Source organism: Sphingobium sp. WCS2017Hpa-17, assembly GCF_031843765.1.
In the GTDB taxonomy this organism is placed as follows: Bacteria; Pseudomonadota; Alphaproteobacteria; order Sphingomonadales; family Sphingomonadaceae; genus Sphingobium.
Genome location: NZ_JAVTIV010000024.1, coordinates 17718 through 39532, shown reverse-complemented (window position 1 = coordinate 39532; position 21815 = coordinate 17718). Strand labels below are relative to the sequence as shown.

Annotated in this window: 21 protein-coding genes and 1 tRNA gene; 14 read left to right on the top strand and 8 right to left on the bottom strand. The window is 62.5% G+C overall.

Features of this window, described 5'->3' with window-relative positions; translation table 11 throughout:
* The first annotated feature begins 17 nt into the window (after positions 1 to 17).
* From phbB to RQH62_RS21555, 6 genes are all read left to right on the top strand, one after another.
* The gene (gene phbB, locus RQH62_RS21580; protein ID WP_311270707.1) at positions 18 to 740 is read left to right on the top strand and encodes an acetoacetyl-CoA reductase; all 723 of its coding nucleotides are present in this window, start codon (positions 18 to 20) and stop codon (positions 738 to 740) included.
* The gene (locus RQH62_RS21575) at positions 740 to 1027 is read left to right on the top strand and encodes a ribbon-helix-helix domain-containing protein (RefSeq protein ID WP_311270706.1); all 288 of its coding nucleotides are present in this window, start codon (positions 740 to 742) and stop codon (positions 1025 to 1027) included. The genes phbB and RQH62_RS21575 overlap by 1 nt, the downstream gene beginning before the upstream one ends.
* Before the next feature lie 72 nt (positions 1028 to 1099).
* A complete protein-coding gene (locus RQH62_RS21570; protein WP_311270705.1) occupies positions 1100 to 3559 on the top strand; it encodes a TonB-dependent receptor domain-containing protein in 2460 nt (819 codons plus the stop codon).
* A gap of 154 nt (positions 3560 to 3713) precedes the next feature.
* Positions 3714 to 4481, top strand: coding sequence for an energy transducer TonB (locus tag RQH62_RS21565; RefSeq protein ID WP_311270704.1), 768 nt, complete (start codon positions 3714 to 3716; stop codon positions 4479 to 4481).
* 15 nt (positions 4482 to 4496) lie between these two features.
* Positions 4497 to 5180 carry a Fe2+-dependent dioxygenase gene (locus tag RQH62_RS21560; RefSeq protein ID WP_311270703.1) on the top strand — a complete coding sequence of 228 codons (684 nt, stop codon included), beginning with the start codon at positions 4497 to 4499 and terminating at the stop codon, positions 5178 to 5180.
* Between the two features lie 80 nt (positions 5181 to 5260).
* The gene (locus tag RQH62_RS21555; protein WP_311270702.1) at positions 5261 to 5818 is read left to right on the top strand and encodes a cysteine hydrolase family protein; all 558 of its coding nucleotides are present in this window, start codon (positions 5261 to 5263) and stop codon (positions 5816 to 5818) included.
* Positions 5819 to 5981: 163 nt separating this feature from the next.
* Here the strand turns inward: RQH62_RS21555 and RQH62_RS21550 are convergent, their stop codons facing one another.
* From RQH62_RS21550 to RQH62_RS21535, 4 genes are all read right to left on the bottom strand, one after another.
* Positions 5982 to 6845: an FAD:protein FMN transferase gene (locus RQH62_RS21550; RefSeq protein ID WP_311270721.1), complete on the bottom strand. Its 864-nt coding sequence runs from the start codon at positions 6843 to 6845 to the stop codon at positions 5982 to 5984.
* Positions 6846 to 6958: 113 nt separating this feature from the next.
* A complete protein-coding gene (locus RQH62_RS21545) occupies positions 6959 to 7858 on the bottom strand; it encodes a DUF4198 domain-containing protein (RefSeq protein ID WP_311270720.1) in 900 nt (299 codons plus the stop codon).
* A gap of 22 nt (positions 7859 to 7880) precedes the next feature.
* Positions 7881 to 8408, bottom strand: a complete 528-nt coding sequence (locus RQH62_RS21540) for a DUF2271 domain-containing protein (protein WP_311270701.1) — start codon at positions 8406 to 8408, stop codon at positions 7881 to 7883.
* Between the two features lie 18 nt (positions 8409 to 8426).
* Entirely contained in the window at positions 8427 to 9071 is a 645-nt protein-coding gene (locus RQH62_RS21535) for a PepSY-associated TM helix domain-containing protein (RefSeq protein ID WP_311270700.1), read from the bottom strand.
* Between the two features lie 279 nt (positions 9072 to 9350).
* On the opposite strand from RQH62_RS21535, the gene RQH62_RS21530 reads away from it, so the two are divergent.
* Entirely contained in the window at positions 9351 to 10325 is a 975-nt protein-coding gene (locus tag RQH62_RS21530; protein WP_311270699.1) for a VacJ family lipoprotein, read from the top strand.
* A gap of 184 nt (positions 10326 to 10509) precedes the next feature.
* Here RQH62_RS21530 and RQH62_RS21525 read toward each other — a convergent pair whose 3' ends face one another.
* Both RQH62_RS21525 and RQH62_RS21520 read right to left on the bottom strand, forming a co-directional pair.
* Positions 10510 to 15189, bottom strand: a complete 4680-nt coding sequence (locus RQH62_RS21525) for an NAD-glutamate dehydrogenase domain-containing protein (protein ID WP_311270719.1) — start codon at positions 15187 to 15189, stop codon at positions 10510 to 10512.
* Positions 15190 to 15504: 315 nt separating this feature from the next.
* A complete protein-coding gene (locus RQH62_RS21520; RefSeq protein ID WP_311270698.1) occupies positions 15505 to 16821 on the bottom strand; it encodes a hypothetical protein in 1317 nt (438 codons plus the stop codon).
* A gap of 192 nt (positions 16822 to 17013) precedes the next feature.
* Here RQH62_RS21520 and RQH62_RS21515 point away from each other — a divergent pair.
* Positions 17014 to 17089, top strand: a tRNA-Thr gene (locus RQH62_RS21515).
* A gap of 163 nt (positions 17090 to 17252) precedes the next feature.
* Here the strand turns inward: RQH62_RS21515 and RQH62_RS21510 are convergent.
* Entirely contained in the window at positions 17253 to 18380 is a 1128-nt protein-coding gene (locus tag RQH62_RS21510) for a hypothetical protein (protein ID WP_311270697.1), read from the bottom strand.
* 294 nt (positions 18381 to 18674) lie between these two features.
* On the opposite strand from RQH62_RS21510, the gene RQH62_RS21505 reads away from it, so the two are divergent.
* Positions 18675 to 18998, top strand: coding sequence for a hypothetical protein (locus RQH62_RS21505; protein ID WP_311270696.1), 324 nt, complete (start codon positions 18675 to 18677; stop codon positions 18996 to 18998).
* A 3-nt stretch (positions 18999 to 19001) separates the two neighbouring features.
* Here the strand turns inward: RQH62_RS21505 and RQH62_RS21500 are convergent, their stop codons facing one another.
* Positions 19002 to 19238 carry a helix-turn-helix transcriptional regulator gene (locus tag RQH62_RS21500; protein ID WP_311270695.1) on the bottom strand — a complete coding sequence of 79 codons (237 nt, stop codon included), beginning with the start codon at positions 19236 to 19238 and terminating at the stop codon, positions 19002 to 19004.
* 153 nt (positions 19239 to 19391) lie between these two features.
* On the opposite strand from RQH62_RS21500, the gene RQH62_RS21495 reads away from it, so the two are divergent.
* The 5 genes from RQH62_RS21495 to RQH62_RS21475 all read left to right on the top strand — a co-directional run bounded on the left by RQH62_RS21495 (position 19392) and on the right by RQH62_RS21475 (position 21809).
* On the top strand, positions 19392 to 19727 hold the full coding sequence (locus RQH62_RS21495; protein ID WP_311270694.1) for a hypothetical protein: 336 nt from the start codon (positions 19392 to 19394) through the stop codon (positions 19725 to 19727).
* Between the two features lie 18 nt (positions 19728 to 19745).
* Positions 19746 to 20291, top strand: a complete 546-nt coding sequence (locus RQH62_RS21490) for a hypothetical protein (protein ID WP_311270693.1) — start codon at positions 19746 to 19748, stop codon at positions 20289 to 20291.
* A complete protein-coding gene (locus RQH62_RS21485; protein WP_311270692.1) occupies positions 20288 to 20920 on the top strand; it encodes a DUF4230 domain-containing protein in 633 nt (210 codons plus the stop codon). Before RQH62_RS21490 ends, RQH62_RS21485 begins: the two co-directional genes overlap by 4 nt.
* A gap of 79 nt (positions 20921 to 20999) precedes the next feature.
* Entirely contained in the window at positions 21000 to 21341 is a 342-nt protein-coding gene (locus RQH62_RS21480; protein WP_311270691.1) for a hypothetical protein, read from the top strand.
* A gap of 66 nt (positions 21342 to 21407) precedes the next feature.
* Positions 21408 to 21809, top strand: a complete 402-nt coding sequence (locus RQH62_RS21475) for a hypothetical protein (RefSeq protein WP_311270690.1) — start codon at positions 21408 to 21410, stop codon at positions 21807 to 21809.
* Positions 21810 to 21815 lie beyond the last annotated feature (6 nt).

Sequence of the window (21815 nt, the reverse complement as noted above, 5' to 3'; positions counted from 1 at the left end):
GGGAAGAGGACGCTTTTATGTCGAGAGTGGCGATCGTGACGGGCGGAACGCGGGGTATCGGCGAGGCGATCAGCCTGGCGCTCCAGGAACTGGGTTATACCGTCGCCGCCAACTATGCCGGCAATGAGGAAAAGGCGAAAGCCTTCACTGAAAAGACCGGCATTGCCAGCTTCAAATGGGACGTGGGCGACCATCAGGCCTGCCTCGATGGCGTGGCCAAGGTTACCGAAGCGCTCGGCCCGGTCGACATTGTCGTCAACAATGCCGGCATCACCCGCGATGGCGTGCTGGCGAAGATGAGCTTCGACGACTGGAATGAAGTGATGCGCATCAACCTTGGCGGTTGCTTCAACATGGCCAAGGCGACGTTCGGCGGCATGCGCGAACGCGGCTGGGGCCGGATCGTCAATATCGGCTCGATCAACGGGCAGGCCGGCCAATATGGCCAGGTCAACTATGCCGCCGCCAAGTCGGGTATCCATGGCTTTACCAAGGCGCTGGCACAGGAAGGCGCGAAGTCGGGGATCACCGTCAACGCGATCGCGCCCGGCTATATCGACACCGACATGGTGGCCGCCGTGCCCCCGGCCGTGCTGGAAAAGATCGTGGCGAAGATTCCCGTGGGCCGTCTGGGTCAGGCGCATGAAATCGCGCGTGGCGTGGCGTTCCTTTGCAGTGAGGATGGTGGCTTCGTGACCGGCAGCACCCTGTCGATCAACGGCGGCCAGCATATGTATTGATGGACGCGGGCGACCCTGACCAAGGCCCCGATGGGCCGGAAGGGTCGCCCTTCTCCCCGCCGGTCAAGCGCAGCGTGACCATTGCGGGGCACCAGACCGCCATCAGTCTGGAACCGATTTTCTGGGACGCCCTGCGCGCCCATGCTGTCCAGCAACAATTGCCCGTCAACGCGCTCGTCGCCCGCATCGATGTGGAGCGGCTCGCCGCGCCGCATCCACCCAATCTGGCGAGCGCCATCCGCTGCTGGTTGTTTCTGCAACAATCTTGCAACACCGGTAATAATTAGTCGCAATAGCGTTGACACTGCGAGGGACTCTCAATAGCGGCCTGCCCCAACTACAAAAGGGGATCTGTTATCATGTCGAAGTCCGGGAATATGACGTCCTTTCTGGCGTTGGGCTGCGTTGGCGCCATGGCCTTTGCCGCAGGCGCGCAGGCGCAGGATGGCCAGCAGGGTGCGCGGCTTGGCGGCGTGACCGTCACCGATACGGCGATCGATGAATCGGCGATCAAGGTCGAAAAGGCGGAGTCGCCCAAATATACCCGGCCGCTGCTCGACACACCGCAGACCATCACCGTCATCGACAAGGAAACGATCCAGCAGCAGAATCTGCTCACCCTGCGCGATGTCCTGTCGACCGTGCCGGGCATCACCTTCGGCGCGGGCGAGGGCGGTTTCGGCTATGGCGACCGCATCATCCTGCGCGGGCAGGACGCCAAGAATGATGTGACGATCGACGGCGTCCGTTCGGGCGCGTTCCTGAACCGCAACGAAGTCTATAATATCGAGCAGGTCGAAGTCACCAACGGCGCCAACTCGGTCATGAACGGCGGCGGCTCGGTCGCCGGCACGATCAATCTCGTCAGCAAGCGCCCGCTGGCCGACGACCAGACCATCCTGAACGCCGGCATCGGTACCGATCAATATTACCGCGCCACGATCGACGCCAACAAGCGTGTGAACGACCTGATCGCCGTCCGCCTGAATGCCGTCTATCACAAGAATGACGTGCCCGGCCGCGACGTGGAATATTATGAGCGTTATGGCTTCGCCCCGGCGATCACCATCGGCATCGACGGCCCGACCAGCCTGACCGTGCAGGGCGAATATCTGCACGACGACGCCATGCCGCAATATGGCCTGCGCTATTATCCGCGCGAAGGCGGCTTCCTGAAGGAATTCGACCGGTCGGGCTATTATGGCTTCGCCAATCTGGACCAGCAGAACAGCAAGACCCGGTCGCTTCAGGCGATCTTCAGCCATCAGTTCAGCGATGCGGTCAAGATCCGCAACCTGACCCGCTACGAACATATTCGCCAGAACACGATCACCAGCCAGCCCAACGGCACCTTCTGCCTCGCCTCGACCGGGCTTCAGCCGCCCGACGTCAATACCGGCGTCGCCGCCGCCTGCACCACCACCGTCAACGGCGCGGCCTTCACCGTGCCGGCCGGCTATTATCTGCCCACCGGCGGCCGCGGCGTACAGCGCTTCATCAACAACACGACCGCCTATAACCAGATCGACCTCAGCGCCGATTTCGACACCGGCGGCGTCGGCCATACGCTGGTCATCGGCGCATCGGCGCTGTGGGAACAATATCGGCAGGAACAGGGCGCACTACCCCGCAATGCCGATGGCTCGACCCCGCTCTTTCCGCTGGTCAGCATCTCCAACCCCGGCGAAGTGGTGCAGGGGCCGGCCGGCTACAGCTATGGCAACAATGAATATACTGGCCCGATCAACTTCATCCGCGCCAGCCGCGCGCTGGGTGAACAGACCAGCTATGCCGCCTATCTGTTCGACACGCTCAAGTTCAGCGATTTCTTCGAGATCAACGGCGGCTTGCGCTATGAAAATGTGAAGGGCCTCAGCCACAGCTTCGCCTACAACACCACCGCCGGTTCGCCGACGCTGGGCCAGTTGACCACGGCGACCAGCTTCCCGCGCACTGACGACAATCTCTTCTCCTACCGTGTTGGCGCGGTGGTGAAGCCGACGCCGGACACCAGCCTTTATGTCGCCTATGGCAACAGCAAGCTGCCATCCAAGGCCTCGGTCGATGGCACCTGCACCGTGGCCAATGCAGCCGGCGGCAGTGGCACCTGCTTCGTGAAGCCGGAAACGACGAAAAACTATGAGATCGGTGCCAAGGCCGACCTGTTCGACAAGAAACTGCTGCTGACGCTTGCCGCCTTCCGCAATGACCGCGACCAGATCAAGGTGCTGTCGGGCGACCCGACCCTGCCGGATCAGGCGACCGACGGGCATCAGCGGGTCGAGGGCATTTCCTTCGGCGCGTCGGGCAATATCACCAGCAACTGGACGATTTCCGCCAACTACATGTACCTCAAGTCGAAGATCAAACAGGGCGTGTCGGACTATTGCATCGACAATCCGGGCGAGACCGATCCGGCGGCCGGCACTTGTGCCAACAGCGCTGCCTTCCCCGATCCGACGGCGGGCTATGCACTCACCAACACGCCGAAACATTCGGGCAGCCTGTTCACCACCTACCGCTTCGACTTCGGTCTGGAGCTGGGCTACGGCCTGACCTATCAGGGCAAGTTCCTGCTGAACCAGCCGACCCTGGCGCAGCTGACGGCCGGCAACTATGTCGCTTATCATGTGCCGAGCTACACTATCCATCGCCTGATGGTGAATTACCCGATCACGCCGAACCTGAAGGCGCAGGTCAACGTCCAGAATTTCACCAACGAGAAATATGTGACGACCGTGCGCAACGCGGTAGGTGGCAGCTGGGCGCAGCCGGCGCCGACGCGGTCTGCGGTGTTCAGCCTGAACTATCAGTTCTGATCCCAAAAGTCCCCGGCTCGTCCTGGCCGGGGGATGGACGGGCGGCGACAGTCTCTCCTCTGATCGTGGCCCGTCCGAATGTCCAAACTGTTTCTGGTGCGCAATTGATTCGCATTAGTCTTCGCGCTAAGGGCGAGGGGAGGGAGGCGCTTTCATGTTGCAAGCTGCAAGTCTGCTGATCGACGACGACGATACCGCATCGGCGCAGTTGGTTCAGCCTGCGCCGGTCCCATCTCCGTCGCTGGTCGCATCCGGCACCATAGCGGCTAGCCGCTATGGTGCCCGATCCCGCCCCAACCTGACCGCTATCGCCGCTATCCTTGCGATCCATGCGCTGGCGATCGGCGCGCTCATCCAGGTGCGCCAGCATGTGCAGCGTGCGGAAGAAGCGAAGCTGACGGTGGTCAACCTGACCCCGCCGCCACCGCCCCCCGCCGCCGAAGCGCCCCCGTCACCGCCATCCAAGCCCGAAGTCGTGGCGCCGCCACCGATCGTGCAGACGCCGGTGCCGCCTGTCCAAACCGTGCAGACCACGCCTGATCCGTCGCCGGTGCCGACGCCCGCGCCGGTCACTGTCGCGGTACCGGGGCCGCCTGCCCCCGCCGCGCCGGCGGCGGCGCCCAGCATCGTGCAAGGCGGCGACCTCGGCGCGCAGATGGTCGCGGGCAAGCCACCCCGCTACCCGGTAGAAAGCCGCCGCAAGCATGAGCAAGGGACCGTGCTGCTTAGCCTGATCGTCGGTCTGGACGGCGCGGTCGAAAGTATCAACGTCGCGCAAAGCAGCGGTTCCTCCCGGCTCGACAATGCTGCCCGCGACGCCGTGAAAGGCTGGCGCTGGAAACCGATCCTGCGCAGCGGCCAGCCGGTGCGGGTCAAAGGCGTGGTCGAAATTCCCTTCATCCTGCGGACCGACGCCGCCTGACGGATACGCTTTTCCATGTTGATTGCCATACCCGACCTGATCGACGCCGCCGGGGTCGCCGCCATCCGCGCCGTTATCGACGCTGCCGACTGGGTGGATGGCAACATCACCTCCGGGCATCAGTCTGCGCTCGCCAAGCGGAACCTGCAACTGCCGGAGGACAGCGACGCGGCGCAGCGAGCGGGGCAGATGGTCCTTGATGCGCTCGGCCGATCGCCCCTGTTCATCGCCGCCGCGCTGCCGCTCAAGATATTTCCACCCCTGTTCAACAGCTATGCTGGCGGCCAGAATTTCGGCGTCCATGTCGATAATGCCGTACGCATTCAGGCGGGGACGGGCTTTCGCGTCCGCTCGGACCTCTCCATCACCGTCTTTCTGGAGGCGCCCGACGCCTATGATGGCGGCGAACTGACGATCGAAACCAATTTCGGGGTGCAGCAGGTCAAGTTGCCGGCGGGTCATGCGGTGCTCTATCCCTCCTCCTCGCTGCATCGGGTGGAACCGGTAACGCGCGGGCGGCGTGTGGCCAGCTTCTTCTGGCTGCAATCGATGATCCGCGACGATGGCGCGCGCCAGATGCTGTTCGACCTCGACCGCAGCGTACAGGGCGTCGCCGTTGCCATGGGGCAGGACCATGACGAGGTGATCCGCCTGACCGGCGTCTATCACAATCTGCTGCGCCGCTGGGCGGACGCCTGATGCTTCTCGCGTCGGCTTGAGTATTACTCAATAGCGGCAGCGCGAGCCCATGCACATGATGCGCCGGAAATGGAGCGCATATGAGCAAGCAAGCCATCATCGTCGTCGATCTTCAGAATGAATATCTGCCGTCTGGCAAATTGCCATTATCGGGTATAGAGGCGGCAACCGCCCATGCGGCCCGCGTGATAGCCGCCGCCCGCGCACGGCAGGCTCTCATCATCCACATCCGGCATGAAATCCCCGATCCTGCTGCGCCGATATTCGCGACAGGATCGGCTGGCGTGGAGATTATCGCCGATGTCGCACCACTCGAAAGCGAGGCGGTGGTAGTGAAACAACATCCCAACAGCTTCCGTGACACCGGGTTACAGTCTTTGCTGAACGAACATGGGATATTATCCGTGGTGATCGTCGGCGCGATGAGCCATATGTGTATCGAGGCAACGGCGCGCGCTGGCGCCGATCTGGGGTATCAGGTCACGGTCCAGCACGATGCCGCCGCCACGCGCGATCTGGATTTCGGGGATGTTTCCGTTCCCGCGCAGCAGGTGCATGCCGCGTCGATGGCGGCGTTGGCCTTTTCCTATGCACAGGTCATTTCCGTCGAGGCGTGGCTGGCGGATCTGGAGGGCTGAAGCGAGGCGCGGCTGTTTTCTGTCCTACACCAGGCTTTTCAGCTACAGACGGTCCAATGCGCTTCATTCGGCGCGCATGGACATATAATTTCCAAATCTTGTAATGAAATGTCAAAATTGGCGGGAAATGTGAGAAGTTAAGCGCGGAATATCCTATTTCCGTTCATTCCAGCATCGCGGCCATGGCCGGCGTCATATATTCCTGCGCGCCGCTGTCTGTCCGCATCACCAGCCGGACAGCGAGGCCATGGCGGGTGGCGAGGTGCATGCCGCGATCCTGCCCCATCACCGTGATGGCGGTCGCCCAGGCGTCGGCCAGCATGGCCTGATCGTGCAGCACCGTCACGGAGGCGACGCCTTGCGCGATCGGCTGGCCCGTCGCGGGATCGATGCTGTGGGACAGGCGGGTGCTGTCCTCCATGCGGAAGCGGCGATAGTCGCCGGATGTGGCGACGGCCATGTCGCACAGCGCGATGCGCAGCGTGGGGACGGGCAGGTCGGTCGGCGGTTCGACATCGACCCACCATGGCTGAAGGTCGGGCTTCACGCCATCGCCACGCAGTTCGCCGCCAATCTCGATCAGGAAGTTCGCAACACCCATGTCGCGCAATTCTTCCGCGACGGCATCGACGGCAAAGCCCTTGGCGATCCCGGAGAAATCGAGCGCCACATCGGCCAGCCGGCGGGCATGGCCGCGTTCCACTTCGATCCGGCTCCAGGGCCGGGCGATGGCATAGGCGGAGGAACTAATATTCGGCCCAAAGCCCCAATGATCGACCAGCCGGCCGATCGCGGGGTCGAAGGCACCGTCCGACAGCCGGGCCATGTCCAGCCCCGCGCGCAGCACCGTCAGCATCTCCGGCGGGAGCGGCATCCACTCGCCGATCGGCGCGCGGTTGAAGCGGCTGATGACGCTGTCCGCTTCCCAATTGCTCATCTGCCCGATGATGCGCGCCAGCACGTTTTCGATCGCAGCGGCGCAGTTTGCGGGCGGCGCCACGATTTGTGCCGACCAGCTGGTGCCCATGGTCGGTCCGCCGAACGAGACGACGGCGCCCGGCTGCTGTCGCCCGACCATCTGATCGGGTGACAGGCCGGGCGCAATCGCGACGCGGACGCCGTGGGACGTAAGGCTGGCGATCAGCCCTGCACCTCGATCGTCATGGCATAGGTGGCGCGGTCCTGCGGCGGACCCATGGGCGGGCGCGGGGTACCCTGACCCTCACCACCGCCTTGCGGCGCGGGGGCACCGGCGCCCGGACCGCCGGGACCACCTTCCGGACTGCCGGGACCGCGACGGCCACCGGTGCTGACACTGACCCAATACATGCCGGCATCCGGCCAGGTGAGCGTTACCTTACCCTGTGCATCGGTCTTGGCATCGATTTGCTTGAGATCCTGGCGATAGCGTACGCCGCCGGCTATGGCCGTCACGTCCAGATCGGCGGCGGGCTTGCCGTTGAGGAGGAACTGGAAGGTGGAGGCTTCACCCACGACGGCGTCATTGGGGTGGGTGACTGGCACCATCTCCAGCCCCTTGCCGGTCGGCTTGAAGACCGTCGTGGTCGGTTCCCCTGCACTGACGAAGGTTTCGATCCGGGTGGTGGCCTGCGCCGTCTGCACATCGGTCGCGCCCTGCGGCACGGCGGTGGCCAGAGTCGCAGGCGTGGTGCCGCGCGGCAGCATCTTGCGTTCGCCGTTCAGCATGAAGCTGCCCATGACCATGACGTTGGTGATGGCGATCTTGTAGCTGCCCTTGGCCGTGACGGGGACGTCGAACGTCTCGCGGAGCTTGCCGACGGTGCGGTTCTGCGCCTCCACGACCGATCCGTCGGGGGCGGTGATGACCGGCTCCCAGTTCTGGCCGGGATGGTCGAAGTAGAAAAGGTCGCTGGAAATGGCGGCATCGACCGTCAGCCATTCATTGCCGGTGCCGGCAAACATGGTTTCGGACGGTAGCATCCACGGGCGCGGCGCGGCATCGGCCATGGTCGGCAAGGCGAGCGCGGCCCCCGCCGCGAGCAGCAGCGTGCGGAACATCTTCATGATCTTGTCCTCCCCCTTAGCGTGACACGACGACATTGACGGCGCCCAGTTCGGCCGAGCCAGTGGCACTGCCCTTCGCGCCGGCCGCCGTGACGGTCAGGGGCACGCGGACGACTTCGCGGCCGCCGACCTCGCGCGCGGCTTCGACCAGGATCGTATATTTGCCCGGCGCCAGATTGGGCATCCCGCCCTTGCCAGCGGTGAAGCTGAGCTTGTGCGTGCCGGGCGGGCGGGTGGCGCCGCTGACGCCATCGGCGGGCAAGGTGAGCGACCGGCCCGAAGCGCGCCACCAGCTGCGCACGTCGCGCAGCCATTTGGTGCCGGCATTATTCTTCTTCCCCAGATCGTAGAGGATCGACACAGTGCGGGCGGGCGCGCCCTCCTTTTCGATCCAGATGGCGACATAGGGGCGGTGATATTCGGCGACCGACAGACGCGGCAGCGTGAAGGTGACGTCGAGCGTCTGGGCCGTCGCCGGCGCGGCGAGCGCAGTCGCGCTCAGCGCCGCGCTGCCCGTCAGGATGAGCGTGTGGCTGATCTGCATGAGCGAAATAATCCCCCGTTAATGGATGAAGATGATGGCGAGGATCGCCGGAATGGCGAGGCCGGCGGCGACCAGCGGCCATGTGGTCGGCCGCTTCTTGGCATGGATTTGCAGCAGGACGAGGCCGGTCAGCGCAAAGATGAAGCAGGCGATCGAAAATATGTCGATGAACCACTTCCATGCGCCACCAGCGTTGCGGCCCTTGTGCAAATCATTGAGATAGCTGATCGCACCGCGGCTGGTGCTTTCGCTGCTCACCGTGCCGTCATGCCGGTCGATCGACACCCAGCCGTCGCCGCCGGGACGGGGCAGAGCGAGATAGATTTCATCGGCGGACCATTCGGCAACGCCTTGCCCGGACTGACCCACCGATTTTTCGACCCAGGCCGCGACAGGGGCGGGCAGGGGCTTCTTGGCATCGGGCGCATCGTCGGCCGCCACCTGTTTCAGCAGATCCGCAGGCAGGGTAGCGCTTTTCTCGATCGTCTGCGGCGATGCTTCCACATCGGCGGCGTGATTGAGGGTGATGCCGGTAAAGGCGAAAAGCAGCAGGCCGATGAGGCTGATCGCCGAGCTGACCCAATGCCAGGTATGCAACTGCTTCATCCAGAAGGCCTTGGCGCTCTTCTTCCTGGGCTTCTGAATACGGGCGGTTCCGTGCATCGGGGTGAGTTGGTCCTGCGATAAACTATGCTCACCGCATAAAGCGAACGACTCGCAGTTGCAAACGAGTCGCGGCGGGAATTTTGTATCAAAATGTAAGCGGCTGCGACGAGCAGCCTTGGCGAGGGGATCGACGACCGGGCCTTGCTATTGACGATCCGGGCCACCACCTCTAGCCGCACTGTATGCCTGATGTAACACGGATTAAACATGTCCGGGACGTCATGGATTTTAAAGGGCGTTGCGGGGAGAGCGCGGGGCCGCTGCTAGGAATAGATTATGTTGGTGCCGGCCGTCGCTGCGGGAATGATGATGATGGGCGCGCAGGCGCAGGGTGCTGCGCCGCAAATGGCTGTGGCGGCAGAGGTCGCAGCGATGCAGGATGTTGCCCCGTCCGCCTCGCAGGTTCAGCAGCCCACCGCCACGCCGCCCGCAGTGCCGCAGGATGATGCTGCGCAGGATATCGTCGTCACCGGGGACAAGGGCGCACCCAAGGGCGATCCGCTGGAGCAGCTGAACGCCAAGAGCTTCGAGGCAGTGCAGTCGGTCGACAAGGCGGTGCTGGAGCCGGTGGCCAAGGCCTATAACAAGGGTCTGCCACGCCCTGTGCGCAAGGGATTGCGCAATTTCTTCTCCAATTTGCAAGACCCGGTGGTGGCCGCCGCCTATCTGCTCCAGTTCAAGCCGGGCAAGGCATTCGAGACGGCGGGGCGGTTCGGCATCAATTCGACGCTGGGCTTCGTCGGCCTGTTCGACGTGGCCAAGCGCAAACCGTTCAATCTGCCTCATCGCAACAATGGCCTGGCCAACACGCTGGGCTATTATGGCATCGGGCCGGGGCCGTATATGTATCTGCCGATCGTCGGGCCGACGACGCTGCGCGACATTGTCGGCGATACGGTGGACAAGATGATCCTGCCCTTCGCCGTGGGCAAGCCGTTCAACAAGCCGGCCTATGTCATTCCCGCGACGATCCTGAACCAGTTGGGCGAGCGCGCCGCGTTCGACGAAACCATTACGGCGATCCGCAAGGAAGACGACCCCTATACCGTCTACAAGACCATGTATCTGCGCCAGCGCAAGGCGGAGATCGAGGCGTTGCACGGCCGGGTGTCCGACGAGAAATTCGTGCCCATCTATGGCGAGGATATCCGCACGCCGGGCAAGAAGGACGCGCCCAAGCTGGTGGTGCCCGACCCCTATGGCGACGATGTCGAGGATGCGCCGGCAGCGGATACGCCGCCGCAGCCATGAACTTTACGCCCGTTCATCCTGAGTAGCTGCTGAGCTTGTCGAAGCGGCGTATCGAAGGATGTGCCCTTCGATATGGGCCTTCGACTTCGCTCAGGCCCTACTCAGGGCGAACGGACGTTTCTCTTTAACTGGAAAGGGGCGCCATCCGCATGGGATGGCGCCCCTTTTTATGGTGTGCAGACGATCAGCGGCCCAGCAGCCCGCGCGCTTGCCCGGCGATTTCCGCCAGCATCGCGACATTGGGCGTCGCGGCCGCCTTGGCGCGCTGGACCAGCGTGCGGAACTGGCGGACGCGGGCGCCCTTGGCCTGCAACCAGTCTTCGACATGGGTGGCGACGTCCTTGCCCTTGCCTTGGGCGAGGAAGTCGAGCCGCACCTGCTGCATGTCGCGGGCGACGCCGGAAATCAGCAGGCGCTCCCATGGATCGGTCGGTTCCATGCGGGCGGCGGCGGACTGGACCCAGTCGATGCCGACCGCTTCGCCCAGATGGGTGAAGGCGCGGGTCAGCGCGACTTCCTCCACGCTCATGCGGGCGGCGAGCGAGGCGATGCCGACGGCGCCGTCCAGCTTGAACAGGCCGGCGGTGCGCACCGCCAGCGTCTCCGGCGCGCCAAGGCCGATCAGTCGGTCGGTGACGGCAGCGGTGCGGCGCTGCGCCTCGCTGGTCAGCAGGTCGTCGACCTGATTGGCCAGCAAGCCGACGCCGGCGGCCAGTTTTGCATGCCCTTCGGCCGGCAGCGCACCGGCGGGCAGGGCGCGCAATATATCGGCGATCTGCGCGCGCATGCCGCTGGCAATGTCGCTGAAGAGCGCAAGCCGCGCACCTTCCGACATGTCCGCCGCGTCGATATCCGCCCAGAGCGCACCGATGTCATAGAGACGTTCGGCGATCAGGAAGGCGCTGGCGAGGTCGGCGAGCGAACAGCCTTCCTCCTCCGCCAGCTCGAACGGATGGATGAGGCCGAGGCGGTTGACGATGCGGTTGGCGACCTTGGTTGCGATGATCTCCTTCTTGAGCGCATGGCCGGCAATCGCGTCGGCTTCCTTCTTCTGCATGGCTTCCGGGAAGGCGGCCATCAGTTCGGCGGTCATGCTCTCGTCCGTGGCGAGGTCGCCATGTTCGATCGCATCCTGCAATGCCAGCTTGGCGGTGGAGAGCAGCACGGCCAGCTCGGGGCGGGTGAGGCCCTGACCATCCTGTCCACGGCGCAGCAGCTGGTCGTTGGCGGCCAGCCCCTCCACCTGCCGGTCGAGCCGGCCGGTTTCCTCGAACGTTTCGATCAGGCGCACATAGGAGGCGAGGTCGGCGGCACCGCCGGCTTCCGCGATGGAGAGGCCGAGCGCCTGAAGCCGGTTATCCTCCAGCACGATGTCGCCCACCGCGTCGGTCATGCTTTCCAGCAGCGTGTTGCGCTTGTCGAAGGGCAGGCGGCCTTCCGCCATTTCCTTGTTCAGCGCGATCTTGATGTTGACCTCATTATCCGAACAGTCGACGCCGGCGCTGTTGTCGATGAAGTCGGTGTTGATCCGACCGCCATGCAGCGAGAAGGCGATACGGCCCGCTTGGGTGGTACCCAGGTTCGCGCCTTCGCCAATTACTTTGACCCGCAATTGTTCGGCATTGACGCGCAGCCGGTCATTGGCCGGATCGCCCACATCGCCATGGCTTTGCGCGGCGGCCTTCACATAGGTACCGATGCCGCCGAACCAGAGCAGGTCGGCCGGGGCCTTCAGGATCGCGGAGATCAGCGCGGCCGGCTCCATTTCCTTGTCCGTGACGTCCAGGATCGCCTGCATTTCCGGCGTCAGCGGGATGCGCTTCAGGCTGCGGGAAAAGACGCCGCCGCCCTTGGAAATGAGCGCCTTGTCATAATCTTCCCAGCTGGAGCGGGGCAGGGCGAACATGCGGTTGCGCTCCTCCCAGCTTTTCGCCGGATCGGGCGCGGGGTCGAAGAAGATGTGGCGATGGTCGAAGGCGGCGACCAGCTTGATGGCTTTCGACAGCAACATGCCGTTGCCGAAGACGTCGCCCGACATGTCGCCGCAGCCCACGACGCTGACCGGCTCGCTCTGCACATCGACGCCCATTTCGGCGAAGTGGCGCTGGACCGAAATCCATGCGCCGCGCGCGGTGATGCCCATCGCCTTGTGATCATAGCCATTGGAGCCGCCGCTGGCGAAGGCGTCGCCCAGCCAGAAGCCGCGTTCCAGTGCGATGGCGTTGGCGACGTCGGAGAAGGTCGCCGTGCCCTTGTCCGCCGCGACGACGAAATAGGGGTCATCTCCATCATGCACGACCACTTCGGCCGGATGCTTCACCTTATTCTTCACGATATTGTCGGTGATCGACAGCAAAGACCGGATGAAGATGCGATAGCTTTCGGTGCCTTCGGCCAGCCATGCGTCGCGATCGGCCTGCGGATTGGGCAGTTGCTTGGGATAGAAGCCGCCCTTCGCGCCGGTCGGCACGATGACGGCGTTCTTCACGCGCTGCGCCTTCATAAGGCCGAGGATCTCGGTCCGGAAATCATCGCGACGATCCGACCAGCGCAGGCCGCCACGGGCGACCGGACCGGCGCGCAGATGGATACCCTCGACGCGCGGGGAATAGACCCAGATTTCCCGCCACGGCAGCGGCGCCGGCAGGCCCGGCACCAGCGCGCTGTCGAGCTTGAAGGCGATCGCCTCCTGCGCGGCGGGGGCGTAGAAATTGGTGCGCAGCGTCGCGGTGATGACGGCGCGCAGCAGGCGCAAAATGCGATCTTCGTCGATCGCCGTCACCTGCTCCAGCCCGGCGTCGATGTCGGATTGCGCCTGCGCGATACGGTCGGTGGCGCCATCCTGCGCGGCAGGATTATGCAGCGCGTCGAACAGGGTGATGAGGTTGGTGGCGATGCCCTGCGCCTTGCGCAGCGTATCGGCAAAGGTCACCATGCCATAGGCGACGCCCGCCTGCCGCAGATAGCGATAAAGGGCGCGGAACAGCACGACGGAGCGCGGCGCGAGGCCGGCGGTGACGATCAGTTCGTTCAACCGGTCATTTTCGGCCACGCCCTCCAGCACCTGCGCGATCGCTTCGGTCACGACCTCGGCGCGATCGACCACGACCTGCGCATCGTCGCCCGCCGGCAGTTCCAGCACGAAGCGCTGGACATGGCCCAGCGTGCCGCCCTCGGCCGCGGTGCCGCTGATCGCGGTGGTCATTTCCTCGATCACGCGGAAGCCGAAATTCTCGAAGGCGGGGACGACTTCGGACAAGGCGACGGTGACATGGCTGTACAGCTTCAGCCGCAGCCGCTCGGCGCTGTCTTCCGGATTGCGGTAGATGCGGATCGACTTGTCGCCATCCCCCGACAGGCCATGGATCAGGCGGATGTCGATCGCGGCCTCTTCCGGACCCGCGCCGTTGCGATAGGCGAGCGGGAAGCCGCCGCCATAGCGCTGCGCCATGGCGGCGGCGCGGCCCGGCTCCTCGGTGACGGCCAACGCCTCCTCGACCGCCGGAATCCAGCCGCGCACCATTTGCTTGAGCATCCGGTCCAGCGCGACGTCATCGGGTGCGACCCCGCCATCGCGCAGGTCGAGCGTGATGCGCAGCAGCGCCAGGCCGCCTTCCTCCAGCGCGATCGACCAGCTGAGCACGGTGCCATGGCTCTTGAGCGCCAGCATGTCCTGAATGCTGACGCGGCGGGCGGTCGACAGCTCGTCGCGCGGCAACCAGACGAAGGCATAGAGGTGGCGCGCCAGCGCGCTGGTGGCCAGCGCCAGCTTGGGACGCGGCCGATCCGTCAGCGACATGAAGGTCAGCGCCAGCCGTTCCAGCGTCTCACGGTCGAAGCCTATCGTGATGTCGTGCGGCAGCGCGGTCAGCGCATGGGCCAGCGTCTTGCCGGCATGGCCCAGCGGATCGAAACCGAACTTGTCCATCAGCGTCGAGAGCGCGGATCGCAGCAGCGGCACCTTGTCCGGCGTCGCCGACAGGCCCGAACTGGTCCACATGCCGGCGTGGATCGACAGGGCCTTGACCGTCTTGCCCTCCCGCACCGGGATGATGATGAGGTCGAGCAGTACAAGACGATGGACGCGCGAAATGCGGCTGGACTTGATGATCAGCGGGGTGCGCTTGCCCTCCTCGAACCAGGTGAAGGCGGCCTCCAGCGAGGCGGGCGCGATCAGCGGCTTGTCATGCCGGGTGCAGATGCCGAGCGGCGCGCTGCTGCTGCCGTCGCGGCTGACGATTTCATGGCCGGTCTGGGTGAAATGGCGGGCGAGGAACCAGCGCAGCAGGGCGGCGCCTTCCTCGTCCGGCACCGCGTCGGCGTCGGCGGCCATGGCCGACTGCATCTTCGGCCAGTCGGCAACCGCGGCGCGCACATCGGCCAGTGTCTCCTGCAAGGATTTTTCCAGCGCCCGGCGCGCCTTGGAATCGGCGCGGTCGGTTTCGACATAGATCAGGGATTCGCGGCGTGCGCCGGACGCATCCTCCTCGAACACGCCAGTCAGCGTGCCGCCGCCATCGCGCGTCACGAACAGGACAGGGTGGAACAGGCGGTGGATGGTGATGTCGGCCGCCGCCAGCGCATTGGCGATGGAATCGACCAGGAAGGGCATGTCGTCATTGACGATGGCCAACCGCATGAAGCGGCCGTTGGCGCCTTCGCCCAGTGTTTCCATCGCGATCGCTTCATGGCCGGGCTTGCGGCCATTGGCGGTGCGGCCCAGAAAGGCGGCAGCGCCAGCCAGCGCGGCCTCGTCAAACCCTTCGCTTTCGCCGGGCAGGGCACCCCGGCTGAGCGCGCCTTCCAGCGCCTCGCGAATATTCTTGTCGACTTCCTTCGTCTTCGCTTCCGCCAGCGCCGTCATTCGCTCACCTCTTGCCACGGGTTCGTCCCGCATGGTTCATAACGGAGGAGGCGCTGGATCGCCGCCATGCGACTCCTCGGCTTTCAGGGCCGCCTATATGCGCCCGGCCAAGGGGCGGCTCAACCCTTTGCGAGAAATAAAATTTCTGATTCTTGAAATAATATGATGCAACGCAACATGGCCCGCGCGGGATGGGCGGGGCCGGTCGGTCGGGGCGACTATCGTCCAGCCCGCGCGGCATGTCGAGCGTGGATGCGCGTTGTCTGGACCTATTTTCTTACGTCTTGACGGCCGGTCACGGACGGACCTGCCGTGTCAGCGTGCGGCGGCGCTGATCACCCGCTGGTTGAGATCGCTGTCTTCCGGCAGAGCGGCGACGATTGCCAGCGTGCCATCGGCTTCGCGCCGGGCGATGACAACGGCCAGCCCGTCTGCGTCGGTGGCGACGGCGACCGGATCGAGCGCGACGGCGGCCTTCACCGTGTCGCGTGCCACCTGGCGGTGATCTGGCCTGGCCGGCATCTGCGACCGGCGCTGCGCGCGTTCCTCACGGACTAACGCCTTGAGGCCGCCGACATAGTCGGACAGATAGGCCGCCAACGACCCTACGCCCAGCCCTGCATTCATCGCATGATCGAGCGCGGTCGCATATTCGGTGATGCGCGTCTTGTCGTAGGTCGCGCCGAAGACCAGCTTGATCACGGCGGTCATCGGGCTTCGCGCCTGTGCCTTGATCCCATAATCATGCAGCAGTTCGGCATAGTCGTCCGGACGGACGCGCGCGACCTGCGCGAAATCATAGGAGAGGCTGACGGCGCGATAGAGGGCGGCATGGCTGCGCGCCTCGCTGATCCGCACGCGGGCGGCGCCATCGCGGGCGATGGCCAGCCAGTCGGCGAGCGGCGCATCCTCGGTCGGACATTCCATGCCGGCCAGGTCGAGTGCATCCTCCTCTTCGTCATCCTCTTCGATGCCGAAGGCCAGGCTGTTGCTCTGCTGGTCGGCGGCGGGACCGTCGGCCCAGATCGGCGCGGTGTCGCGCGCGGCCGGCGCGCTGCGCATTGCCTCGTCCACTTCCAGCTCCAGTGCGTCGGTCAGGCTGCGACTGGCCAGTTCCTTCCAGTTGATGACGCCGAACACGAAGTCGATCGTTTCGTCATCGGAGGAAAAGGGCATCAATATGCCGCGATACATGATCTCCGCGCCACGCTGGTTGATGAATTCGGCCTCGAACCCGATCGGCGCGGCATTGGCGATGATTTGCAGATAATGGTCGGTCAGGCGCGACAGCAAAGATCGGGCCGGCACATCGTCGATATAGCCGATCGTGCCTTCAATCTCGCACTCGGCGCGCAGCGCGGTGCCCAGATAGACGATGGCGGGATTGTCCAGGCCGACGCTGAAGTCGAGCAGTACGGAATAGGGGCCGAAATCCTCCAGCTGCTCAGGGACCAGATCCTCGATCGACGGCAGGGTGCGGTCGCCCAGCAGCGACGCCCAATAATTATAGGCGCGCACCTGCATGCGCCGTTCATCGGAAATGACAGCGGGCGGCGCATCCATCTGCGCGTCGCCGACATAGTCGAAATCGTCCTCGTCATTGGCGGCATCATGCCCCCGCAGCGTGTCCATTCGATCGTCCTACCTTGCGCTGAAAAACTATTCCGGGACTCGACAGTGGCACGGGATGGTAAATTTGCCGTAAACAGGCTGACCCCGATTGGGCGGGAGGGGGCCAGAATGGCGCAAGCGGAAAAAAGGGGGCAGCGGAGTAAAATGCCCGCTTGTCCAATTGCACAACCGCTGTTATCTGCCCGCCCCGACGCCGCTTTAGCTCAGTTGGTAGAGCACATCATTCGTAATGATGGGGTCACGTGTTCGAGTCACGTAAGCGGCACCAGCCTTTCAGTAGGAAATCCCTGAAATCCCTAGCGAAGTGCCTTTCGGCTGATGGCCGCGAGTTTGCCTAGTTTATGTGCCTTTGGATTGGTCCGTGTGGGTATCCTGTGGGTCGGGTGTGGGGCATGGGAACGCGGCTTCCCCAACGTAACCGATCATCAGCTTCACTTCTTCCGCATCGATTTCTCGATGGATAATATTTCCGTATCCGTCAGGTGATGCTTAACCAAGGCTTGCAGCGCTTCAGTCTCTCGCAACAGACCAGAGAATGTTTTGGCTGTAACGGTTCGGTCTACAAGTGCGCCACTTTCAGCGACAAGCCCCGGCACACCTTTGGTGGCCTCCAAAACCTGCTCAAAGCTGCTCCCGGATTTGGTCAAAAATCCTGTCGCAAACTTTATTATGGGTTTTGCGAGTTTTTGAATAGTAAGCGCATCGCGTCGACGTCGTTGTATATTTGTCATCCGAGATTCTGGAACGATGGCATCAAAAGATTCGTTAATATGGCGGATACGGGCGGCTATTTCTGTTTCGGTAGTTGATGCAGTAACTATTTGGTTTAGTTCTCTGATTTCTTTGCGTGACGGTTCGAGTTCGCTCCGCAAATCAGCGATTACCGTAGCTAAATCAACTCGATTGTTGAGACGGTCAAGGGTAATTGCCAATAGCGGCGGGACGGAAAATGTGCATACGATTTTAGGTATTTGTCCAACCGCTTCGTCCCAAGGCTGACGCACTCGTTTATAGAATTGCTTAGCAAAACCTTCACCTAAGCGCGTTCGAACAAGAGCGGGATGTGTCAAATAGGCAGGTATTCCATGCATTTCGATAGTAACATTTATCGCATCTTCGACGTTTTCGCTCCAATACGGGCGACCTTCCCGTAACTGGTCAGCCATCCTCCCGATAAGCGGACTTCCAGTCGAGGTAGATGAAATGACGCATCCGCCCTCAACGGTAAGAAACTCAGGAGCGACGAGGAAATCTCGCGACTTTGCGACACTCATTATTTGGAATGCAAGTTCGTTACGGGCGCCGATATCTTGACGGGCGTATGTCACGATGCCGGTGCCAAAATCGACTTTTGGTGCGTGAGTCAGGACATGGACATTTTCATGTAGGAGGAGCGCCTGCAAGGCCGTCTCGGCTGCCTCTAAATCGAGATGCGATCGCAATGCGCCTCTGTCAGCAATTTTCGCTAGCGCGGCGGCTGCATTTACGTCGGTTAGAGCAGCTCCTATTTCAGGAAGATTGCTGCTGTGAACCGAAATTGTGCGGTACTGATCGATCACGGTCGTAGCCGCGCCTAGAGTAGGAATTGGACTCCTAGGACCGCTTCCCATACCCCGCGTTTCGTCTGGGCGCGTAACAACATACTGCGTATTGTCCTGCGACAAAGTGGTATTCCTTCATCTGTCACCGCTAATGGTAAAATACCCACCTACGCAGAATTTACCATCTTATATGAATAGGCGGCAGCATAGCGCAAAGCTGCTTTAATCCCGGCAGTGTCATCGGGACGAACCTATTCGACACACCCAGCCCTCGGAGATTCCGGGGGCATTTTTTATGTCTGGAGAACTTCCATGATCGCCTTCTACGCAACCCCAGCGCAACCCTGCGTCATCGCTGATCCGTTGATGCAATCCGTCTGGGAAGCGCATCTCCCTCCAACCGGCGGCTTTGTGGTTATCGCCCAACCCGGCGATACGCCGGCCGACATCGAGCAGGGCATCGGCTTACAGATCATCGAGTGGGGTGAACCATCCTGGGAAACCATCGACGACCGTAACGGCATCTTCGCGGCTGTGTTAGATCGGTGCGACGACGATGGGTCTGCCTGCATCCTTCTTTTGCCGAACGACGAGCGCATTAACTCTGCTTTGCTGGCTCTTTGCCACCACACGTAAGGCTTAAACTTGGGCATCGCTGTTTTGGGTGGGCTGCAATTCCAGCAGTGATTTCGGTTCAATACCAAGCGCTTCGGCCAAGCGTCCCAATGCCCGAACCGATGGATTGCGTGTGCCACGCTCCAAATCGCTGACGTAGCTGCGTTCCATACCCGTATCTAAGGCGAGCTGCTCTTGGGTCATGCCCTTCAGCTTCCGATACCGGCGCACATTTGTGCCTAGAAGCTCGACCACATCCATCTGGCGAGATGGCCGCAAGGTCATACATTCGTCTGTATACCAATCGTGTCATTTTTACTGGCCTTGGCAGCATGTTCCGATAAATCTGATCGGGACGTGGATGCCGCAACGCGCCGTCGCTTTGGCGGTCATCTCCACGAAAGGGGAAATAGCATGAAGAACATCATACCCTTACTATGTCTGGCGCTCCTGACGCCGGGCATCGCGCACGCCGACGACATCGGCAGTGTCAGGAAGAAAGTGCCGGAGTTCACGGCATCCACCAAGCAGCGCCTTTATGATCTGGAGCGCTGCATCATCGACACCGACAATATTGGCAAGCCTTGGGTCTATCGCCAGCCGGACATGCCCGAACGGGTCATGCTGGTCTGGGAAAGTTCGGACCTTGGTGCCGCCACGGTGCTGGAAATGAATGGCCTGGACAACGCCCAACTCAAGTTCTGGGGCCGCAACAAAGTGTGGCGCAGGGTTCAGTCCTGCCTCGAATAATAAGATCGGAGAGAACCCATGCACAAGCAAATCATGATCGCAGCGTTGCTGCTGCTGGCAGGCTGCGGTGAAGCGCCGACATCCCAGGCGACAGGCGGCGAGGCAACGGCACAACCTGAAACATCCGGGGCGGTTATCTCGGACGTGCCGAAAAAGCCTCCAGTCCCGTTCGGAGTGGCAGGTAGCGGCAACGGTTATGAAATCACGATCACATCTGTCGAACTCCGGGACAGCGTAGGCAACGCGGTGGTGCACAAGGCAGGCCCGAAGGAAACCTATGTCGTCGTGCTCTATAAGCTGACCAACACGTCATCACGGCCTATGCTGAGTGATGAGCGCCCGGCCATAACGCTGATCGACGGCAACGGCCAAAGCTATGCTGACGACGGCGGGGCGCGCTTCTATTTCGCCGAAGACGGGCTGGGCGATGCTTCGCGAGACATGAATCCGAATACATCCGCGAACCGTGCAGCGGTGTGGAAGATTGCCAAAGACGGATTCGACAAGGCGATATGGCGCATCGCCGTGCAAATCGATCCGACGCTAACCCTCGCGTTGCAATGACCGGGACACAGGTTCCCATACCCGGCTTGCTACTGGCCTGCGCCGTCACATTCGGCGTGGGTTACTGGATGGCACCGCGCGAGATGCTGGATGAGGAAGTCCATTACGACGGAATCTTTCGTACCGACACCAGCAAGGTTCTTTCCACGACGGTCGAATCGTTGCGGCAGGAAAGCAAGCTGCTGGTGTTCACCTACAAAGGCAGCGCGCGTGTCTGGGCGGAACGAACGCGGTGGATCATCCTGCACGGTCGGCAAGAACTGTATGTCCCGGCCGTTGTCAGCTACCATGTCGATCTGTCTAGGCTTACGATGGCGAACGTCAGCTACGACGAGCAAGCCAAGCTGGTGAGGGTAAAGCTTCCGCCGCTGGAGGTGGGTGAAATTGCCTTCCAGCCGGAGAACGCCACAACGCTCAACGGTGGCCTTCTCACCTTCGATCAGGCGGAAATCGATGAACTGAATCGCCTTAATTACACCACCGCCCGGAAGACTATGGTGAAGCAGGCCCAGCAAGCCAGCCTCATCGACATGGCCAAGCGCCGGGCGCGTGAGAACATCACCAGCTACTTTGAAATACCGCTCCGTATCGCGGGACAACCGGACGTGAAGGTCGTAGCCACTTTCTGATCCGATCCACCATCAACCTATCTAGCCCCGTTGGTCCAGCGCCAGCGGGGTTTCTTTTTGTCCAGAAAGGATGGACCTCATGCACATCATACGCACATGGCCTGAACTGGCCGACTGGTCGGGCGACGCCGATATAGCCGCCTTGCTTCGTCTTCGTCGCGATCAACTGATCGATTGCGGCGACCTGCCAGATATCGGCACCTTCGCAATCGTGGAGGAGGGCGACACGCTGGCCGACATAGAAATGGCGCTGGGCCTTATCATCACGAACGGTTCGCCGGCATGGGAATGGGTCATACGCCACGGTTCAATCTTCGAAGCGCCCGTCATCGTTAGCGATGGCTTCGGCCATGTCCTGATCGTGCCGGATGCAGAAGGCATAGATCCTGACCTGCTCGCGCTTTGTCGCGATCACGCTTGAACCCATCATCATCAATTGCACAGGGCGCTCCGAGCGTCCTTTTTTGTGCCTGCTGGAGTTGCATCCATGCTTTCACTTTACGACGCGCCCGCCCTGCGGAACGCGCTTACCCTGCCGCTGCGCGCCGACATCAAGGCCTTATTGCACGAGCGCATCGCGCAAATTTTCGCAGATGGGCTGGAAGACCTTTCCCACATAGTCGTCCTGTGCCCCGGCGACACCGAAACCGCGCTTAAGACGGAGGTGCTGTTCTCACCGCTGGAACGGGAGGGCAAGCGCTGGGGCGATTCCGGCTTTCAGACGTGGTGGGATTGGCTGCACGATCACGGCGGCTGGTTTGAGATCGTCTATTGCACCGGGGATTCCGGCTTTGCCTTCGTCCTGTTCGTTGAGGATGCGGACGGTGACGGGCTGGCCGACCTGCTGGCCATGTGCCGGGCGGCGGGCCGGGACGAGGTCAGATTCTAGGTCTGC

Bases quoted from the DNA above. Each gene is read 5' to 3' on its own strand.
- phbB (WP_311270707.1), top strand. From the start codon at position 18: ATGTCGAGAGTGGCGATCGTGACGGGCGGAACGCGGGGTATCGGCGAG.
- RQH62_RS21575 (WP_311270706.1), top strand. From the start codon at position 740: ATGGACGCGGGCGACCCTGACCAAGGCCCCGATGGGCCGGAAGGGTCG.
- RQH62_RS21570 (WP_311270705.1), top strand. From the start codon at position 1,100: ATGTCGAAGTCCGGGAATATGACGTCCTTTCTGGCGTTGGGCTGCGTT.
- RQH62_RS21565 (WP_311270704.1), top strand. From the start codon at position 3,714: ATGTTGCAAGCTGCAAGTCTGCTGATCGACGACGACGATACCGCATCG.
- RQH62_RS21560 (WP_311270703.1), top strand. From the start codon at position 4,497: ATGTTGATTGCCATACCCGACCTGATCGACGCCGCCGGGGTCGCCGCC.
- RQH62_RS21555 (WP_311270702.1), top strand. From the start codon at position 5,261: ATGAGCAAGCAAGCCATCATCGTCGTCGATCTTCAGAATGAATATCTG.
- RQH62_RS21550 (WP_311270721.1), bottom strand. From the start codon at position 6,845: ATGGGCACCAGCTGGTCGGCACAAATCGTGGCGCCGCCCGCAAACTGC.
- RQH62_RS21545 (WP_311270720.1), bottom strand. From the start codon at position 7,858: ATGTTCCGCACGCTGCTGCTCGCGGCGGGGGCCGCGCTCGCCTTGCCG.
- RQH62_RS21540 (WP_311270701.1), bottom strand. From the start codon at position 8,408: ATGCAGATCAGCCACACGCTCATCCTGACGGGCAGCGCGGCGCTGAGC.
- RQH62_RS21535 (WP_311270700.1), bottom strand. From the start codon at position 9,071: ATGCACGGAACCGCCCGTATTCAGAAGCCCAGGAAGAAGAGCGCCAAG.
- RQH62_RS21530 (WP_311270699.1), top strand. From the start codon at position 9,351: ATGTTGGTGCCGGCCGTCGCTGCGGGAATGATGATGATGGGCGCGCAG.
- RQH62_RS21525 (WP_311270719.1), bottom strand. From the start codon at position 15,189: ATGACGGCGCTGGCGGAAGCGAAGACGAAGGAAGTCGACAAGAATATT.
- RQH62_RS21520 (WP_311270698.1), bottom strand. From the start codon at position 16,821: ATGGACACGCTGCGGGGGCATGATGCCGCCAATGACGAGGACGATTTC.
- RQH62_RS21505 (WP_311270696.1), top strand. From the start codon at position 18,675: ATGATCGCCTTCTACGCAACCCCAGCGCAACCCTGCGTCATCGCTGAT.
- RQH62_RS21500 (WP_311270695.1), bottom strand. From the start codon at position 19,238: ATGGATGTGGTCGAGCTTCTAGGCACAAATGTGCGCCGGTATCGGAAG.
- RQH62_RS21495 (WP_311270694.1), top strand. From the start codon at position 19,392: ATGAAGAACATCATACCCTTACTATGTCTGGCGCTCCTGACGCCGGGC.
- RQH62_RS21490 (WP_311270693.1), top strand. From the start codon at position 19,746: ATGCACAAGCAAATCATGATCGCAGCGTTGCTGCTGCTGGCAGGCTGC.
- RQH62_RS21485 (WP_311270692.1), top strand. From the start codon at position 20,288: ATGACCGGGACACAGGTTCCCATACCCGGCTTGCTACTGGCCTGCGCC.
- RQH62_RS21480 (WP_311270691.1), top strand. From the start codon at position 21,000: ATGCACATCATACGCACATGGCCTGAACTGGCCGACTGGTCGGGCGAC.
- RQH62_RS21475 (WP_311270690.1), top strand. From the start codon at position 21,408: ATGCTTTCACTTTACGACGCGCCCGCCCTGCGGAACGCGCTTACCCTG.